Raw genomic sequence first — 17728 nt, 5'->3', positions numbered from 1 at the left:
CAGGTGAGGACGACATGCCTAAGTCCAAGGTCCGCAAGAAGGCGGTTTACACGGCCCCCGCCGACCGCCGCACCCCGGTCAAGGTGAAGGCCGCCGGCCCGTCACATCCTATCTATATCGGCGTCATGCTCGGCGTGATGCTGCTGGGTCTGGCCTGGCTGGTGGTCAACTACATCGCGGGCGAGAGCATCCCGTTCATGGCGGACCTGCAGAACTGGAACTTCGCCATCGGGTTCGCGCTGATGATCGGCGGACTGCTGATGACGATGCGTTGGCGCTGAGCCGTACTACCCAGATACACCCGTTCAGCACAGTGTGATTGAACCACAAGGGTGTAAGTCATCCCCAGTGTGGATAACCCCTGTGGATAACTCACCTGGAGCGTCGTCCACGGATCCGGAGCGTGACGCACCCGTGTCCCCACCGACCACCAGCACCTGGGCTCCGCGACCAGAACTCACGGTCCTGGCCCTGGTCGCGGCCGCGGCGGCCGCGACCTGGGCCGGGTTCACCGACGACCCGCCCGGACAGTTGCTGCTCGGCGCGGTCGCCCTGTTCCTCGCGGCCGCCGGCGTGTTCGGCCTGGTCGTCCGGCCGAGGCTGGCGGCCGACCAGCGGGGCGTCACGGTGCGCGGGCTGACCGGCCGCCGCACGTGGACCTGGGGCGAGGTGAACGTGCGCCTGGTGCGCACCCGCCGCCTCGGCCGGGAGACCACCGCGATCGAGCTCGACGCCGACCACGCCGAGGTGCCGGACCTGGTGGTGCTCGGCCGGCTGGACCTCGGCGCAGACCCGGAGGACGTCGTCGACGCCCTCCTGGCACTGCGGACCTAGACCCGGACCTAGACCCCCAGGCACCTGACCCAGGACTGGGTCATCGTGCAGTCCATCGCGACCGACTGCACGGTGATCGCGATGATCAACGCCGCCGTCAGCGCGACACACGCGCCGACCCGCACCTTGGTCCGGCTGGCCGCCGGCGCGTAGACCAGCGCCGCGGTCGCCAGCGCGCCCGCGAGCAGACCGCCGACGTGCCCGAGCAACGAGATCCCCGGCAACGTGATGCTGAGGACGATGTTGATCCCGATCAGGGTCAGCACCGGCGCCGGGTTCAGCTTGGACTTGAACACGATCACCGCGATGCCGCCGAACAGGCCGTAGACCGCACCGGACGCACCGGCCACCTGACCGATCGGGTCGCCGAACAGCATGATCGCCGTCGAGCCACCGAGCAGTGAGATCAGGTACACCACGAGGAACCAGACCCGGCCGAGCGCGACCTCGAGGTCCCGGCCGAGCACCCACAGCGCGAACATGTTGAACAGCAGGTGCACCGGCCCGAAGCCGCCGTAGTTGCCGAAGTGCAGGAAGCCGGAGGTGAACAGCCGCCACCACTCACCGGCGGCCACGGCGGCCGGCACCAGCATGCCGTCGAGGAACAGCGGCCCACCGTTGTCGGTGATGCTGCGCGTCTGGACCGCGGTCCCCACGAACGCGGCCACGTTGACCGCGATCAGCGACGGCACGACGACCAGCGACCGGGAGCCGGCCGACCGCGTCCGCGCCCCGCTGCCGGTACGCGGACCGCGGACGGTCTGGGCGCCCTGGTTCACACAGTCGACGCACTGGTAGCCGACCGACGCCTCGCGCAGGCAGTCCGGACAGGCCGGACGGTCACAGCGAACACAGCGCAGCCCGGTCGGCCGGTCCGGGTGCCGGACGCAGGGCGGCAGGTCATGCTGCCGGTTGGCCGACACTCAGCCCTCGGCGCGCTCGACGGTGACCCGCTCCACGACGATGTCCTCGACCGGCTTGTCGTGCGGCGGCGCGGTCGGGGTGTTCGCGATCGCGTCCACGACGTTGCGTGACTCCTGGTCGGCGACCTCACCGAAGATCGTGTGCTTGAAGTTCAGCCAGGTCGTCGGGGCCACCGTGATGAAGAACTGGGAGCCGTTCGAGTCGGCGACGCCGGGGTTGGCCATGCCGAGCAGGTAGGGCCGGTTGAACTGGAGCTCCGGGTGGAACTCGTCGGCGAAGGTGAAGCCTGGGCCGCCTCGGCCGGTGCCGGTCGGGTCGCCGGTCTGCACCATGAAGCCGTCGATGACCCGATGGAAGATCATGCCGTCGTAGAAGGGGCCGCTGCGCTCACCACGAGCGTTGCGTTCGGTGTACTGCTTGGTTCCTTCGGCGAGACCAACGATGGTCCCGACGGTTTTGGGTGCGTGATCAGGGAAAAGAGTGATCCGGATCGGACCCCGCGACGTGTGCAGGGTGGCCGTTACCTTCACTCCTACGAGAGATCCATTGCTGTCTGCCACCCGGTCATCGTGCCATCCGCAGCAGGATCGCTCTGGAAGGGGCAGGATGGTAACCGTCCAACAAAGCCACCTTGGAGCAGAAGATGGACAATGTGAAGGCCATATCCCGAACCGGCGAGACGGTCGGCGAAACGGTCGGCAAGGCCGTCGGCTCCGGCTGGCTCGCGGTGCGGCGCGGCGCGCGGCGCGCTGGTCAGGTAAGCGCCGAAGCCACCATCCGGGCGGCACAAGCCGCTGACCAGAAGCTGACGGAGCGCGGTGTCGCCCCGCAGCAGCTGGGTACGGCCCTGGCCGAAGGAGCAGGGCTCGCTCGCCAGGAAGTAGTGAAGACCACCCGCCGGACGCGCAAGAAGCTGGCGCGGAAGGCCAAGTCCACCCGCAAGGAGCTGACGAAGGCCGCGAAGCAGGCGCACAAGGACGCCAAGCGGAGCAAGCCGGTCCAGCGGGGGACGAAGGCCGCCAAGCAGGCCAGGGCGGAGGCCGGTCGTGCGCGTGCCGCGTTGCACGGCGAGGCGCTCAAGCTCAGTCAGCGCGCCCGGCAGGAGGCGGTGGCACTGAAGCGGGCGGAGGCGCGGGACAAGCGCCGCCGGTGGCCGAAGGTGCTGCTGCTGGTCGTGGTCGCGGCCGGCGTCGCGTACGTGGTCCGCGGCAAGCGGACGCAGCCAGAACCAGCACCGGTCCCCGAACCGCGACACCGGGTGGACACCGACGGGCAGGAACCGTCGGACGCGGCGAACGACAACGTCGCCCACAACGGTCTGCCGACCCACGAGTCGCGGACCAACTAGTCCGCCGCGTCGTTCCTCGGCCTCGGCCCGGCCCCGTCGGCTCTGGTAGCCGGCGGGGCCGAGCCGTGTCCCGGGCTACAGGCCCAGCGAGCTGATCGCCTCCTGGGCGATGAGCTTGGCCTTGATCGTCTGTTCCTGGTTGGTGGCCACCACGACCGCGGTGGCGTCCTTGGCGACCGCGTAGACGGCGCCTTCCTCGGTCGGCTGCGAGCCACCAGCCCATCCCCCGGTGAGCTCGGCGGGATTGGCGGTGTCGACCGGCGCGACCTGGTCGACGAACGCCTTGGCGACGGCCGGGTCGCCGGCGTAGATCTGGATGGCCGCCTGGATGTTGCCGTCAGCGCGGTAGAAGTAGCAGGCCGGAGTCTCGTCCGAGGAGATCTTCGTCTCGGCGACCCGTTGCCCGTTGGTCTCCTCGACGAACGCGGCGTCCAGGTAGGGGCATGGCCCGTCCTCGGTGGGCTCGGCCACCGGTGGTGGGGCCGCCGCCGGCGCATCCGCGCTGGTGGCCTCGGTGGTTGCGGGAGAGATCGGCTCCGGATCGTCCGCGGTGTTCTGCGCACTGCACCCGATGAGCGTGATCAGTAAAGGCCAGAGCAGAAACGAAACGCGTCTCATAGCCCGGCAGTCAATCACAGAGGGTGTCACCCTCCTCGCACACGGCCCACATTCCGCTGCGGGCCATGGCACCGCTGTGGACAACTACCCACCACAGCGGGTTTGACCTGCGATAACAGGTCGGCGAGCACTGTGCACAACCTGTGGATGGCACGGTTTGCGCCAGCTGATCCTCGTGGAGACGAGGGGAATCGAACCCCTAACCCCTGCCTTGCAAAGGCAGTGCTCTGCCAATTGAGCTACGTCCCCGACCCGGCGGAGTGCGACGACCACCACTCACGCCGGTACGACCGGCACGGCGACTGGCGTCGCCGTGCCCGGTTGAGTGCGCGTTAGCGGCGCTCAGGCCTTCTTGGCGTTGTTCGAACCAGCGGCCGGAGCAGTAGCCTCGCGCCACAGGTCGTCCTGCGCCTTGGCCGACTTGTTGCGACGCACGACGAACAGCACGCCGCCAGCCACAGCCACCAGAGCGAGAAGCTTCTTCACGACCATTGCCTCCTTCGGCAAAAAACACCAAGTATTCCAACCGCCACGACCCCTGCAATCCCGTAGCGAGACCCCAAGTCTGCCACAAACCCCAGACCCCCTGACGCCGGAGCGGCCAAACCGCCGACGCCACGGAACAGCGGCCGCGAAATGGGAAGTCCGGGCACATATCGCTGGCCAACCGCCACATCGTCCCCGCCCGTGGCCCGCGAAAGGCCCCCGAGCCGGCCGGAGACGGGGTACGCATGTGGCTGTCCACCTCGACCAGGATCGGGGCGACCCGATCGCTCCTCGACCCGCACTCGATCTTTCCGGTAGCGGTCGCGAGCGCACCTCAGCGGCGCGCGGACACGCGCCTACGAGCAGTGATGGATCAGATCTTTGACAGCACTGACGGCCGAACGGCCACAGTCAGGCAGGGGATGGGTGGGCCTAGGAGGACTTGAACCTCCGACCTCTTCGTTATCAGCGAAGCGCTCTAACCGTCTGAGCTATAGGCCCCCAACAGCGCGATGAGAATATCGCACCGCTGATCCGGGTCTCAAACCAGTACCCGGTTACTCCCGTTCGGCGAGCGTGACCTCCAGGCCGCCCGCCAGGTCGGCGGACACGTTGTAGATGAACGCCCCGACCGTGGCCAACGCGCTGAACAGCACGATGTTCACCGCGCCGATGATGGCCGCGACGCCGAACACGCGGCCGGCGCTGATCAGGGGCTCCGAGCCGCCGTCGTCGGCCGGCTGGAGGATCTCGCTGGAGATGCCGTTCAGCTTGTCCCAGACGCCCATGCCGTTGAGTACGGCGTACAGCACGCCGACCGCGACCAGCCACACGAAGAACAGCGCCACCGACAGCACCAGCGACAGCTTGAGCACCGACCACGGATCGAACCGCTTGATCTGGAGGTTCGCCCGCCTCGGCCCTCGGCCGGGGCGGCGCAGGGCGCTCGGGGCGGCCGCGGCGCCCATCCGCAGCGGGCCGGCGGACGGGTTGCTGCCGTCGAGGTGCACGGTGGTCCGGTTGCCCCCGCCGACGGTGCTTGCCGTCGGCATGTTGCCCTCGGCGAACAGGCGGGCGGCGGCCGCGCCGGTGATGACCGGGCGCTCCACCGACACCGTGGCCTCGCCCGGTCCCGGCATGACCGGCATCGTGCGCTGACCTGGCTGCTCGCCGGGCGGCACCGTCGGGGTGAACGACAGCGGGGGCGACTGTGGCGGCGCCTGCGGCTTGGCCGGCGCGGCCGTCTCGGTCGACACCCGTTGCCATGGCGGCGGGGAGCCGGTGGCCGGCTCCTCGTCGACGGTGATGTTCGTCGTCGGCTCGTCGGCCGCCGGCGTCGCCGGCTCGCCGGCCGGCGCGGGGGTCTCCTTGGCCGCCTCCGTGGCCGGTTGCGCCTGGCTGTCGGTGGCGACGCCGGACGGTCGTTCCGGCTCGCTTTCCGGGTTCTGGCCAGTGCTTCCGGTCTTGTCAGCTGGTGTCACGAGGATCCCCTACGTGTCTTCCGTGTCGTCGCGAGCTACTACTGCGGTGGCTGCTGACCGTTCTCGGTCGGGTCCACCGGACCTGCCTCCGCATCCGAGGAGGTGTCCACGGACTCATCCGTGATCACGTCCGTGGACGCCGAGCCGGTCACTTCGGTTGCCTCCGCAGAGTCTGCCGGTTGTTCGGTCTCGCCGCCGTTCTCAGCACCGATGTCAGCACCGTTCTCAGCACCGTTCTCGACGGCCTCGTCCGCGCTGCGGGCGATGGCTACCAGAGTGGTACCTGTGCCGAGGTTCATCAACCGCACGCCCTTGGTCTGCCGGCCCGCCTTGCGCACCTCTCTGGCGTTGGTCCGGATGACCCCACCCGAGGAGGTGATCGCGTACAGCTCGTCGTCGACGTCCACGATGAGCGCGCCGACCAGCCTGCCACGCCGGGTGTCGTGCTGGATGGTGAGCACGCCCTTGCCGCCTCGGCCCTGCACCGGGTAGTCCTCGATGTCCGTGCGCTTGGCGTACCCGCCGTCCGTGGCGACCAGCAGGAAAGTCCCCTCCCGGACCACGCCGAGGGTGAGCAGCTCGTCGCCGTCGTTGAACCGCATCCCGAGTACCCCGGACGTGGCCCGGCCCATCGGGCGCAACGCGTCGTCGGAGGCCTGGAACCGGATGGACTGACCACCGGCGGACACCAGCAACAGCCCGTCGTCCGGCCCGCACAGGACCGCGCCGACCAGCTCGTCGTCCTCGCGCAGGTTGACCCCGATCAGGCCACCGGCGCGGTTGCTGTCGAAGTCCGAGAGCCTGCTCTTCTTCACCAGGCCGCTCTTGGTCGCGAGCACCAGGTACGGCGCGACCTGGTAGTCCTTGATCTGGATGACCTGCGCGATGGTCTCGTCCGGCTGGAAGGCCAGCAGGTTGGCCACGTGCTGGCCGCGCGCGTTGCGGTTGGCCTCCGGCAGCTCGTAGGCCTTTGCCCGGTAGACCCGACCCTTGTTGGTGAAGAACAGGATCCAGTCGTGGGTCGAGCACACGAAGAAGTGCGCCACGATGTCGTCCTGCTTGAGGCCGGCGCCCTGCACACCCTTGCCGCCCCGCTTCTGCGCGCGATACAGGTCGGTCTTGGTGCGCTTGGCGTAACCCGTTCTGGTGATGGTGACGACCACGTCCTCGACCGCGATCAGGTCCTCGATCGACACGTCGCCGTCATACGGAATGATCTTGGTGCGGCGCTCGTCGCCGTGCTTGTCGACGATCTCGGTCAGCTCGTCGCGCACGATCAGGCGCTGCCGCTCCGGGTTGGCCAGGATGTCGCGCAGGTCGGCGATGTAGGTCTCGATCTCGGCGAGCTCGTCGATGATCTTCTGGCGTTCCAGGGCGGCGAGCCGGCGCAGCTGCATCTCGAGGATGGCGTTGGCCTGGATCTCGTCCACCTCGAGCAGCGCCATCAACCCGGTACGGGCCTCGTCGGCGGTCGGCGAGCGGCGGATCAGCGCGATGACCTCGTCCAGCGCGTCGAGCGCCTTGACCAGGCCGCGCAGGATGTGCGCCCGCTCCTCGGCCTTGCGCAGCCGGAAACGCGTGCGCCGGACGATGACCTCGACCTGGTGCTTGACGTAGTGCCGGATCATCTGGTCGAGCCGCAGCGTCCTTGGCACGCCGTCGACCAGGGCCAGCATGTTCACGCCGAAGTTGTGCTGCAGCTGGGTGTGCTTGTACAGGTTGTTCAGCACGACCTTGGCGACCGCGTCCCGCCGCAGGGTGATCACGATCCGCATGCCGAGCCGCTTGTTCGACTCGTCGACCACCTCGGAGATGCCGGTGACCTTGGCGTCACGCACCAGCTGCGCGATGTTCTCGATCAGGTTATCCGGGTTCACCTGGTAGGGCAGCTCGGTGACCACCAGGATCGTGCGGCCCTTGACGTCCTCGTCGACCTCGACGACCGCGCGCATCCTGATCGAGCCGCGGCCGGTGCGGTAGCAGTCCTCGATGCCCTGGGTGCCCAGGATCTGGGCGTGGGTCGGGAAGTCCGGGCCCTTGATCCGCAACATCATCGCGGCCAGGGTCTCGTCGTCGGAGGCGTCCCAGTTCTCCAGCGCCCAGACCACGCCGGCGGCGACCTCGCGCAGGTTGTGCGGCGGGATGTTGGTCGCCATCCCCACCGCGATCCCGCCACTGCCGTTGACCAGCAGGTTGGGGATACGCGACGGCAGCACCGTCGGTTCGAGGGTCTTGCCGTCGTAGTTCGCGGCGAAGTCGACGGTGTCCTCGTTGATGTCCTGCAGCATCGCCATGGCCAGCGGCGTCATCTTGGCCTCGGTGTACCGCATGGCGGCCTGCGGGTCGTTGCCCGGTGAGCCGAAGTTGCCCTGGCCGTCGATGAGCGGGTACCGCAGCGACCACGGCTGGGCGAGCCGGACGAGCGCGTCGTAGATGGCGGAGTCGCCGTGGGGGTGGTAGTTGCCCATGACGTCGCCGACGATGCGCGAGCACTTGACATGGCTGCGCTCTGGTCGCAGGCCGGTGTCGTACATCGAGTAGAGCACGCGCCGGTGCACCGGCTTGAGCCCGTCGCGGACATCCGGCAGCGCCCGGCTGACGATGACGCTCATCGCGTAATCGATGTACGAGCGCTGCATCTCGTGCTGGATGTCGACCGGCTCGGTCCGGTCGCCCTCTGGCGGCAAGGTGGTATCCGTCACGACGTGAAGATTCCTTCCGGAGCCCGGCGTGATCGGCGACACGCCGGGAATCGATGCAGTCTATCCGTGCTGGTCAGGACGGATTCTCAGACGTCAAGGAAGCGCACGTCCTTGGCGTTGCGGGTGATGAACGAGCGGCGGGCCTCCACGTCCTCGCCCATCAGGACGCTGAACAGCTCGTCGGCGGTGGCGGCGTCGTCCAGGGTGACCTGGAGCAACAGGCGGTACGCCGGGTCCATCGTGGTCTCCCACAGCTCGTCGGCGTTCATCTCGCCGAGACCCTTGTAGCGCTGGATGCCGTCATCTTTGTTGATCTTCTTACCGGCCTCGACGCCGGCCGCGATCAGCCCGTCGCGCTCGCGGTCGGAGTAGGCGAACTCCGGCTCGACACGCTGCCACTTGATCTTGTACAGCGGCGGCTGCGCCAGGTACACGTGCCCGGCCTCGACCAGCGGGCGCATGAACCGGAACAGCAGCGTCAGCAGCAGCGTGCGGATGTGCTGGCCGTCCACGTCGGCGTCGGCCATCAGCACGATCTTGTGGTACCGCAGCTTGGAGAGGTCGAAGTCCTCCTGGATGCCGGTGCCGAGCGCGGTGATCAGGCTCTGCACCTCGGTGTTCTTCAGCACCCGGTCGATGCGGGCCTTCTCCACGTTGATGATCTTGCCGCGGATCGGCAGGATCGCCTGGTACATCGACTCCCGGCCCTCCTTGGCCGAGCCGCCCGCGCTGTCGCCCTCGACGATGTAGAGCTCGCACTCCTCGGGGTTGGTCGACCGGCAGTCCTTCAGCTTGCCCGGCAGGCCGCCGATGTCCAGCGCGCCCTTGCGGCGCACCAGCTCCTTGGCCTTGCGGGCGGCGATCCTGGCCTGGGCAGAGGAGACCGACTTCGACACGATCGTGCGCGCGTCGGCCGGGTTGCGCTCAAACCAGTCCGCCAGCCACTCGTTGCAGGTGGTCTGCACGAACGTCTTCGCCTCGGTGTTGCCGAGCTTCTGCTTGGTCTGGCCCTCGAACTGCGGCTCCGCGAGCTTGATCGAGATGATCGCCGCAAGGCCCTCGCGGATGTCGTCGCCGGTGAGGTTCTGGTCCTTCTCCTTGAGCAGCTTCTTCTCCCGCGCGTACACGTTCACCACGCGGGTGAGCGCGGCCCGGAAGCCCTCCTCGTGGGTGCCGCCCTCGGCGGTGTTGATCGTGTTGGCGAAGGTGTACACCGACTCGCTGTAGCCGGTGTTCCACTGCATCGCGACCTCGACCTCGACGCCCTCACCCTTGCCCTCGAAGGCGATCACGCTCTTGTGGATCGCCTCGCGGGTGTGGTTGATGTGCCGGACGAAGTCCTCGAGACCACCCGGGTAGTGGTAGGTGCGCTCCTTGGCCCGCGCCGGCTTGCCGTCCGCGTCCGCCTCGGCGTCCTCGTCGGAGAGCCGCTCGTCGCGCAGCACGATGGTGAGGCCCTTGTTGAGGAAGGCCATCTCCTGCAGGCGCCTGGCCACGGTCTCCGCGTTGTAGGTCGTGGTCTCGAAGATGTCCGGGTCGGCCCAGAACGTGGTCGTCGTGCCGGTGCGGTCCGACGGGCCGACCTCGATCAGCTCACCTGGCTCGGACCGGGTGTAGCGCTGGCGCCACATCTTTCCCTTGCGGCAGATCTCCACGTCCAGCGTGGTGGACAGCGCGTTGACCACCGAGACGCCGACGCCGTGCAGGCCGCCGGACACCGCGTAGCTCTCGCTGTCGAACTTGCCGCCGGCGTGCAGCACGGTGTGCACGATCTCCACGGTGGGGCGCTGGTGCACCGGGTGCATCTCGACCGGGATGCCTCGGCCGTCGTCGGACACCCGGACGCCGCCGTCGGCGAGCAGGCTCACCTCGATCCTGGTCGCGTAGCCCGCCATCGCCTCGTCGACCGAGTTGTCCACGACCTCCTGGATGAGGTGGTGCAGACCGCGCTCGCCGGTGGAGCCGATGTACATACCTGGCCGCTTGCGGACCGCCTCGAGCCCCTCAAGGACCGTGATCGAGGACGCGTCGTATTCATGGTCATTCATGGCTGCCACGGGCGTGGTGTCTCCCTCGTCAGGACGGGCGCGAAACTCCCCTCCGTCAATTGTACTGGTGCACTAGCCCAGAAGTGGGCCAAGGACACCCCTAGCTCGGTCACAGACGCGCTGCCGCGAACAACCACGGGATCGGGTACTCACGAGGGTGATGGGACAGCCTCCAGCGGCCGTTCACCCGTAGGTGTCCCTCGGCCCTCGTCCGGAGACGTGTCGGTTACCGTGCCGCCAGCTCGGCGCGGACGGACCGTGCACCTTCAGCCGCGTCACCACACCGTCGCCGACACCAGCGGCGATCTTGGTGAGTAGCTGGCGTTGCAGCAACCGCAGCTGGGTCGCCCAGGCGGTGGACGCGGCCTGGATGGTCAGCTCGCCGTCGCGCAGCGCCATCGGCTGCGCGTGCTCGGCGACGTCCTCGCCGACGATCGCGCTCCACCGGCCGAACAGCTGACCGGTGGACAGCTGACCCGCCCACCCCCGTTCGGACGCGATCCTGGCCGTGAGCCGGCCCAGTGGCTGCGGGTCCCGCTCGTCCGGCCGGGCACTGGACCACCGCCGGCGAAGCCGGGATCCACCGCGCTTGACCTGCTTGTTCTTCTTCGGACCAGGACCGCCGGCGGCGTCCTTGGCCGCCTGCAGCGCGGCCTTGGCAAGATCGGACCCACGCAACTGTGGGTAGTCATCCCCTGTGGCGAAGAGCACCGTCTGAGCACTTTCACCACCCTGTGTGTCCGGCTTATCCACACTATCCACAGGTTTGTCCCCAGATGTGGGACAGCTCACCTCACTCCTCGTGACCCTGAGCTGATCATCAGGTGATCGGTCCGGCACGAGACACCTCCCCGTTCGACACGACGAAGCGCACGCCGGTGAGCTCGTCCGGGACATCCTCCTCCACCGCGGCGGTCACCAGGACCTGTTCGGCGCCGACGGCCACTTCGGCGAGTCGCTGCCGCCGGCGCCGGTCGAGTTCGGCGAACACGTCGTCGAGCACGAGCACCGGCTCGTTGCCGTCGGCACGCAGCAGCTCGTAGGAGGCCAACCGCAGCGCGAGCGCGAACGACCAGGACTCCCCGTGGCTCGCGTACCCCTTGGCCGGCAGGTCGGCCAGCGTCAGCTCCAGCTCGTCGCGGTGCGGGCCGACCAGGCTCACCCCGCGTTCCAGCTCCGCGTCCCGGCCGGCGACCATCGCCGCCAGCAACGCGTCGTGCAACACCTCGCGGTCCGCGCGCGCGTCCGGGGTGCCGTACTCGGGCGGGATCGACTCCGCGATCCCCGACCGGTACCCGATCGTGGCCGGCCGGGACTCCGGCGCGACCCCCGCGTAGGCGGCGGTGACGTGCCCGGTCAGATCGGCCACCAGGTCCAGGCGCGCGCCGAGCAGCTCAGCGCCGTGCCGGGCGAGGTGACCGTCCCAGACGTCGAGGGTGCCGATGTCGCCCTTCGACCCGGCGCGCCGGGCGTGCCCGGAGGACTTGAGCAGCGCGTTGCGCTGGCGCAGCACCCGGTCGTAGTCCGCGCGCACACCGGCATACCTCGGCGCGCGTAACACCAGCAGCTCGTCGAGGAACCGGCGGCGCTCGCCCGGATCCCCCCGGACCAGTGCCAGGTCCTCCGGCGCGAACAACACCGTGCGCAGGATGCCAAGCACGTCACGTGGCCGGGGCACCGGTCCCCGGTTCACCCTGGCGCGGTTGGCCTTGCCCGAGGTGATCTCCAGCTCGACGGTCAGCTCGCGGCCCTCGTTGATCACCGCGACCCGCACGATCGCCCTCGGACAACCGTGGCGGATCAGCGGCAGGTCGACCGCGACCCGGTGGGAGCCGAGGGTCGCCGCGTAGCCGATCGCCTCGATCAGGTTCGTCTTGCCGTGACCGTTCTGTCCTATGAGGACATTCGCGCCCGGCGCCAGCTCCAGGTCCGCGAGCTCCCAGGACCGGAAGTCCTGAACCTGGAGGTGTCGTACCCGCACGTCCCTCAGCCCTGGGTGGTGCCAGCACCCGAGGTCGGACCGGCCTGGTGCACGGCGTGCCCGCCGAACTGGTTGCGCAGCGAGGCCACCGCGCGCATGGCCGGGGAGTCCTCCTGCCGGGAGCGGAACCGGGAGAACAGCGCGGCCGAGATCACCGGCGCCGGCACGGCCAGGTTGATCGCCTCCTCGACGGTCCACCGGCCCTCGCCGGAGTCGTCGACGTAGCCGCGCAGGTCGTCGAGCTCCGGGTCGCTGTCCAGCGCGCGGACCAACAGGTCCAGCAGCCAGGACCGGACGACAGTGCCGCGCTGCCAGGCCTTGATCACCGCCGGCACGTCCTCGATCACGGCCGCCGCCTCGAGCAGCTCGAAGCCCTCGGCATAGGCCTGCATCAACCCGTACTCGATGCCGTTGTGGATCATCTTCGCGTAGTGCCCTGCGCCGACCGCGCCGGCGTGCGCGAAGCCTTCCTCCCTCGGCCCCTCCGGACGCAGCGCGTCGAACACCGGCATCGCCCGCTCGACGTCGGCGACCGCGCCGCCGACCATCAGCCCGTAGCCGTTCTCCCGGCCCCAGACGCCACCGGAGACCCCGCAGTCGAGATAGCCGACCTCCTTGCCGGCGAGCAGCTCGGCGTTGTGCCGGTCGTCGGTGAACCGGGAGTTGCCGCCGTCGATCACCAGATCGCCCGGCGAGAGCAGCTCGGCCAGCTCGGCGACGGTCTGCCTGGTCGGGTCACCGGCCGGCACCATGATCCACACCAGCCGAGGCGCCGCCAACCGCTCGGCCAGCTCGGTGAGCGAGCCGACGTCGGTGACGTCCTGGCTGCGGTCGAAACCGACCACCTCGTGACCGGCCGCGCGGAGCCGCTCCCGCATGTTGAAGCCCATCCTGCCGAGACCGACAAGACCGAGCTGGACCTTGCTTGGCACAGGAGCGTCCCTTCGAAGCCGAACCTCAGCCGGGCAGGCGCACCGGCATGAGCAGATGCAGATATCCGGGAGTCACGTTGCCCTCGTCGTCGACCGGCTTGATCAGCGCCGGCCGGCTCGGCGTGGTGAACGACAGCTCGGCCCGGTCGGCGTGCAGCGCGCCGAGTCCCTCCTGCAGGAACGACGGGTTGAACGCGATGGTGACCGGCTCGCCGGTGTACTCCACCGCGAGCTCCTCCTCCGCGCTGCCCTCGTCGTCGCCGCCCGCGGTGAGCTTCAGCCCGCCGTCGGCGAACTCGAGCCGCACCTGGGTGCCGCGCTCGGCGACCAGCGACACCCGCTTGATCGCGTCGACCAGTGGACCGACCTCGATGATCGCGGCCGCGGTCTGCTCGGAGGGCAGCAGCTGGCGGTAACGCGGGAACTCCGTGTCCAGCAGCCGACTCGTGGTGCGCCGGCCGGAACCGGAGAGACCGATCAGCCCGTCACCGGGGGCGAGCGCGAGCTCGACGGTGGTGCCCGCGGTGCCGAGCGCCTTGGCCGCCTCGGCGAGCGTGCGCGCGGGTACCAGCACGGCGAGCTCGCCGGCGTCGGCCAGACTCGGGTCCGGCTTCCAGGTGAACTCCCGCATGGCCAACCGGAAACGGTCGGTCGCCACCAGGGTCAGCTTGTCGCCGTTGATCTCGACCCGCAGGCCGGTGAGCATCGGCAGGGTGTCGTCCTTGCCGGCGGCGACCGCGACCTGGCTCACCGCGAGCCCGAACACCTCACCGGTCAGCTCGCCGGCGTGCGGTGGCATCGCCGGCAGTTGCGGATAGTCCTCGACGGGCATCGTCGGCAGGCTGAACTTCGCGCTGCCACACGTGATCGACACCCGCGCCCCGTCGACCATGATCTCGACCGGTTGTGCCGGCAGGGATCGGGTGATGTCCGCGAGCAGTCGACCGGACACGAGCGTGCGCCCGCCGTCGGCGACGGTCGCCGCGACCCCCACGGTCGCCGAGACCTCGTAGTCGAATCCGGAGATGGTCAGTGCGTCGGAGTTGCCGGCGTCCAAAAGGATCCCGCCGAGGACCGGGACCGGTGGGCGGGACGGCAACGACCGAGCTACCCAGGCGACGGCGTCGGCGAGACCGTCGCGCTCGACGCGGATCTTCATGACTGTCCTTTCCAGACACGAGGAGGAGCCGCGAGTGCTTCGGAGGCCACTCGAGCGAGCTCTCGTTGAACGTCACGGTACGGCTTGCCGGGCGCGGGCGGTACTCGGGGCTCGGTGCTCGAGGTGTCCTGTCCCGTGAGGGTTGTACCCAACCTGGCGCCGCCTGTTTTTTCTTTGTGAATAACTAGAAGAGAGACAAACAGCCGTAGTAATAGGTCCTGTGGATTGTGTGGATACCCCTCGTTGGCGCACGTCGCGGCGGGCGCGGGGGTGTGGATGAAGCTGATGCATGGTCCGTGGACAACTCGGGCGACCGGTGGACAGGTCGCGGAGGCGCCATGGCCATCCACAAATCCTCCACAGTTGTCCACTGGCCACTCCCCAGCGAACGGGGTGGCGATACCCAGTTCATGCACAGGGGTCGGGAACGTCGCTTGTCCCCCTACCGGGGGATGAAGCTGTGGAGAACCTGGGGAGTCACTGTGGATAACAGCAAAAAGCTGGGGACAGGTGTGGACAACCACACCCGGCCCCAGCTCCGGCAACGATTTCGACTCAGCCGCGGGCGCGCTGCTTGATCCGTGAGGTGAGCTCCTGCACCTGGTCGTAGACCCGACGGCGCTCGGCCATCTCCTTGCGGATCTTCTTCTCCGCGTGCATGACGGTGGTGTGGTCCCGGCCGCCGAAGGTCTGCCCGATCTTGGGCAGCGACAGGTCGGTCAGCTCCCGGCACAGATACATGGAGATCTGTCGGGCCCCGGCGAGCGCCTTGGTCTTGCCGGGGCCGCACAGGTCGTCGAGGGAGACACTGAAGAACTCGGCGGTGACCGCCATGATCGTGGTCGAGCTGATCTCGGGCACCTGGGAGTCCGGGATCAGGTCCCGCAGCACGATCTCGGCCAGGCCGAGATCGACCGGCTGCTGGTTGAGCGACGCGAACGCCGTCACGCGGATGAGCGCGCCCTCGAGCTCCCGGATGTTGTGCTCTATCCGGGCGGCGATGAACTCCAGCACCTCGGCCGGCGCGGCCAGCCGGTCCTGCGCGGCCTTCTTGCGCAGGATGGCGATCCGGGTCTCGAGCTCCGGCGGCTGGATGTCGGTGATCAGGCCCCACTCGAACCGGGTACGCAACCGGTCCTCCAGGGTCTCCAGCCGCTTGGGCGGCCGGTCGGAGGAGACGACGATCTGCTTGTTGGCGTTGTGCAACGTGTTGAAGGTGTGGAAGAACTCCTCCTGGGTGCCTTCCTTGCCCTCGAGGAACTGGATGTCGTCGACCAACAGGATGTCGATGTCGCGGTACCGCCGCTGGAACGCGACCTTGCGGTCGTCGCGCAGCGAGTTGATGAAGTCGTTGGTGAACTCCTCGGTGGACACGTAGCGCACCCGCATCCCCGGGAAGAGTCGTTGCGCGTAGTGACCGACCGCGTGCAGCAGGTGGGTCTTGCCGAGCCCGGACTCACCCCAGATGAACAACGGGTTGTACGCGCGGGCCGGCGCCTCGGCGACGGCGACCGCGGCCGCGTGCGCGAAGCGGTTGGAGGCACCGATGACGAACGTGTCGAAGGTGTACTTCTCGTTCAGTCGGGTCTTCGAGGTCTGCGGTTGCGCCGGCGCGGTGAACGGTTGTCCGCTCACCGGCTGGCCGCCGGCGAACGGCGGCCAGATCTCGTGCACGGTGGCGAGCGCGTCGCCCTCCTCGTCCACCTCGTCGCCGTCGGTGTCCGCGTCGAGCCCCGGCTCGACGAGCATCGAGGCGGACATGAGCTGGGCGCGGGCCGGGTCGACCCCCGGGATGGTGATCATGCCGTCGCCGTTGGCCGGTGACGGTGGTGGCGGCGGTGCGGCCGGGGTCGCGGTCACCGCTGGGGTGACCGTGTCCACCTTGACCGCGAGCGACACCGCGCGGCCGAGCCTGCGGGACAACGCGTCGGTGATCGGCTCACGGAGAGCTCGTTCGATCGCGTCCTTGGCAAAGTCGCTCGGTGCGGCCAGGAGCGCGGTGCCGTCGAGCAACCCGATCGGTCGCGTGACCCGCATCCACGCCCGCTGCTGGGGAGACAGCGTGCCGGCGGACAACTCCCGCACGACCTGTTCCCAGACCACACCCAGGTTCATCTGCTGTTCGGACACCTACGAGCTCCCCTCCCCTCGTTGGACTAGCGTCATGTCAACCCCTTGTTTTCGCTGTAGAGAACTCACCCCGCACCGCCCACCGTCGAGGTGGGCTCGGTCGCGGCCCGCGACGGCATCTGCGCCCCGCCGCGCGAGCAGCATCCACAGGGTTGTCCACAACTGTGCACGAAGGTACGGCAGCCCGCAGCGGTAACCCGACACATGGTTCGTCCCGACCTTCTCCTGGCGCAGCAGGGGCTCCCACTCCCCAAACTGGCCAACCGGAGCCCGCACGCTAACAAGCGCCGGGCCATGCCACAAGATGTGTTGGGGAGCAAGGATCTGGTGGGTGCGGGCGTGTCGTTGGGTACCCGGATTGAACAGTGCGTTCTGGGGTGCGTAGTCTCATAAGGTCTCCCGAGAGGTGTGGGTGGGTTCTGCGCGCCGGCCGTCGGATCGAGACAGCGAAACTTGGCGAGCCGTACCGGGAGATCCACCGTGAGCAAGCGTACTTTTCAGCCGAACAACCGCCGCCGGGCGCGTACCCACGGGTTCCGGCTGCGCATGCGCACCCGTGCTGGTCGGGCCATCCTCGCGGCTCGCCGGGTCAAGGGTCGCAAGCGCCTCTCCGCCTGACCTGCGTGCTCCCCGCGACCGCTCGGCTGACGGGTAGCGACAACTTTCGGCTCGTGACCAGGAAGGGCCGGCGAGTCGGCCGGTCCAGGCTCGTCGTGCATGCCATCACGGCCGAGGAGGTCGCTCGGTTCGGCGTGGCCGGATCCGCTGGGGCTGATCAGTTGGCCGATCAGGTGGCGGACCGGCCGACCCGAGTCGGCTTCGTGGTCAGCAAGGCGGTCGGTAACTCCGTGGTGCGGCATCGCGTGACTCGCCGCCTGCGGCACCTCTTCCGTGACCGACTGGGAACCCTGCCACTCGGTTGCACGTTGGTCGTCCGTGCGCTGCCGCCTGCCGCGGAGGCGGCGAGCGCCGAACTCGGGGGCGACATCGACTCCGCGCTGCGGAGGTTGCGCCTTGCCGGTACGGACGCTGGTGGTGTCGTCGTGAACGGAGCCAACGAGGGTCGTCGTGACTCTCACCCATGA

At 68.7% G+C, this 17728-nt stretch carries 17 protein-coding genes and 2 tRNA genes; 5 read left to right on the top strand and 14 right to left on the bottom strand.

The window, feature by feature from the left end; translation table 11 throughout:
• The first annotated feature begins 14 nt into the window (after nt 1-14).
• Nucleotides 15-281, top strand: coding sequence for a cell division protein CrgA (gene crgA, locus ACYVIP_RS09780; protein WP_460394338.1), 267 nt, complete (start codon nt 15-17; stop codon nt 279-281).
• A gap of 133 nt (nt 282-414) precedes the next feature.
• Nucleotides 415-834 carry a PH domain-containing protein gene (locus ACYVIP_RS09775; RefSeq protein WP_460394336.1) on the top strand — a complete coding sequence of 140 codons (420 nt, stop codon included), beginning with the start codon at nt 415-417 and terminating at the stop codon, nt 832-834.
• An 8-nt stretch (nt 835-842) separates the two neighbouring features.
• On the opposite strand, the gene ACYVIP_RS09770 is transcribed toward ACYVIP_RS09775, so the two are convergent.
• Together ACYVIP_RS09770 and ACYVIP_RS09765 are read right to left on the bottom strand one after the other, a co-directional pair.
• On the bottom strand, nt 843-1757 hold the full coding sequence (locus ACYVIP_RS09770) for a rhomboid family intramembrane serine protease (RefSeq protein ID WP_460394334.1): 915 nt from the start codon (nt 1755-1757) through the stop codon (nt 843-845).
• The gene (locus tag ACYVIP_RS09765; protein WP_460394332.1) at nt 1758-2318 is read right to left on the bottom strand and encodes a peptidylprolyl isomerase; all 561 of its coding nucleotides are present in this window, start codon (nt 2316-2318) and stop codon (nt 1758-1760) included. It abuts the gene before it with no gap.
• 83 nt (nt 2319-2401) lie between these two features.
• Here ACYVIP_RS09765 and ACYVIP_RS09760 point away from each other — a divergent pair, with 83 nt between their 5' ends.
• Nucleotides 2402-3106: a hypothetical protein gene (locus ACYVIP_RS09760; RefSeq protein ID WP_460394330.1), complete on the top strand. Its 705-nt coding sequence runs from the start codon at nt 2402-2404 to the stop codon at nt 3104-3106.
• Between the two features lie 75 nt (nt 3107-3181).
• Here ACYVIP_RS09760 and ACYVIP_RS09755 read toward each other — a convergent pair whose 3' ends face one another.
• From ACYVIP_RS09755 to dnaA, 12 genes are all read right to left on the bottom strand, one after another.
• Nucleotides 3182-3724: a DUF2020 domain-containing protein gene (locus ACYVIP_RS09755; RefSeq protein ID WP_460394328.1), complete on the bottom strand. Its 543-nt coding sequence runs from the start codon at nt 3722-3724 to the stop codon at nt 3182-3184.
• Between the two features lie 176 nt (nt 3725-3900).
• Nucleotides 3901-3973: transfer RNA gene (locus tag ACYVIP_RS09750), tRNA-Ala, on the bottom strand.
• A gap of 93 nt (nt 3974-4066) precedes the next feature.
• The gene (locus tag ACYVIP_RS09745) at nt 4067-4210 is read right to left on the bottom strand and encodes a DLW-39 family protein (RefSeq protein ID WP_460394326.1); all 144 of its coding nucleotides are present in this window, start codon (nt 4208-4210) and stop codon (nt 4067-4069) included.
• A 427-nt stretch (nt 4211-4637) separates the two neighbouring features.
• Nucleotides 4638-4711: transfer RNA gene (locus ACYVIP_RS09740), tRNA-Ile, on the bottom strand.
• A gap of 56 nt (nt 4712-4767) precedes the next feature.
• Nucleotides 4768-5517: a DUF3566 domain-containing protein gene (locus ACYVIP_RS09735; protein WP_460394560.1), complete on the bottom strand. Its 750-nt coding sequence runs from the start codon at nt 5515-5517 to the stop codon at nt 4768-4770.
• A gap of 212 nt (nt 5518-5729) precedes the next feature.
• Nucleotides 5730-8393, bottom strand: a complete 2664-nt coding sequence (gene gyrA / locus ACYVIP_RS09730; RefSeq protein WP_460394324.1) for a DNA gyrase subunit A — start codon at nt 8391-8393, stop codon at nt 5730-5732.
• 86 nt (nt 8394-8479) lie between these two features.
• Complete coding sequence (gene gyrB, locus ACYVIP_RS09725) at nt 8480-10441, bottom strand: DNA topoisomerase (ATP-hydrolyzing) subunit B (RefSeq protein ID WP_460394322.1); 1962 nt, start codon at nt 10439-10441, stop codon at nt 8480-8482.
• A gap of 183 nt (nt 10442-10624) precedes the next feature.
• On the bottom strand, nt 10625-11152 hold the full coding sequence (locus ACYVIP_RS09720; RefSeq protein WP_460394320.1) for a DciA family protein: 528 nt from the start codon (nt 11150-11152) through the stop codon (nt 10625-10627).
• A 109-nt stretch (nt 11153-11261) separates the two neighbouring features.
• Complete coding sequence (gene recF / locus ACYVIP_RS09715) at nt 11262-12422, bottom strand: DNA replication/repair protein RecF (protein ID WP_460394318.1); 1161 nt, start codon at nt 12420-12422, stop codon at nt 11262-11264.
• Between the two features lie 5 nt (nt 12423-12427).
• Nucleotides 12428-13354 carry a phosphogluconate dehydrogenase (NAD(+)-dependent, decarboxylating) gene (gnd, locus tag ACYVIP_RS09710; RefSeq protein WP_460394316.1) on the bottom strand — a complete coding sequence of 309 codons (927 nt, stop codon included), beginning with the start codon at nt 13352-13354 and terminating at the stop codon, nt 12428-12430.
• A gap of 25 nt (nt 13355-13379) precedes the next feature.
• The gene (gene dnaN / locus ACYVIP_RS09705) at nt 13380-14513 is read right to left on the bottom strand and encodes a DNA polymerase III subunit beta (RefSeq protein WP_460394314.1); all 1134 of its coding nucleotides are present in this window, start codon (nt 14511-14513) and stop codon (nt 13380-13382) included.
• Between the two features lie 555 nt (nt 14514-15068).
• Complete coding sequence (gene dnaA, locus ACYVIP_RS09700; RefSeq protein WP_460394312.1) at nt 15069-16643, bottom strand: chromosomal replication initiator protein DnaA; 1575 nt, start codon at nt 16641-16643, stop codon at nt 15069-15071.
• A 480-nt stretch (nt 16644-17123) separates the two neighbouring features.
• Between dnaA and rpmH the strand changes: the two genes are divergently transcribed.
• Complete coding sequence (gene rpmH, locus ACYVIP_RS09695; protein ID WP_460394310.1) at nt 17124-17261, top strand: 50S ribosomal protein L34; 138 nt, start codon at nt 17124-17126, stop codon at nt 17259-17261.
• Nucleotides 17262-17266: 5 nt separating this feature from the next.
• Nucleotides 17267-17728, top strand: coding sequence for a ribonuclease P protein component (gene rnpA / locus ACYVIP_RS09690; protein WP_460394308.1), 462 nt, complete (start codon nt 17267-17269; stop codon nt 17726-17728).

It is taken from the genome of Actinophytocola sediminis, assembly GCF_054779715.1.
The sequence above is the reverse complement of the archived record's forward strand: the minus strand, read 5'-3'. Positions and strand labels throughout refer to the sequence as shown.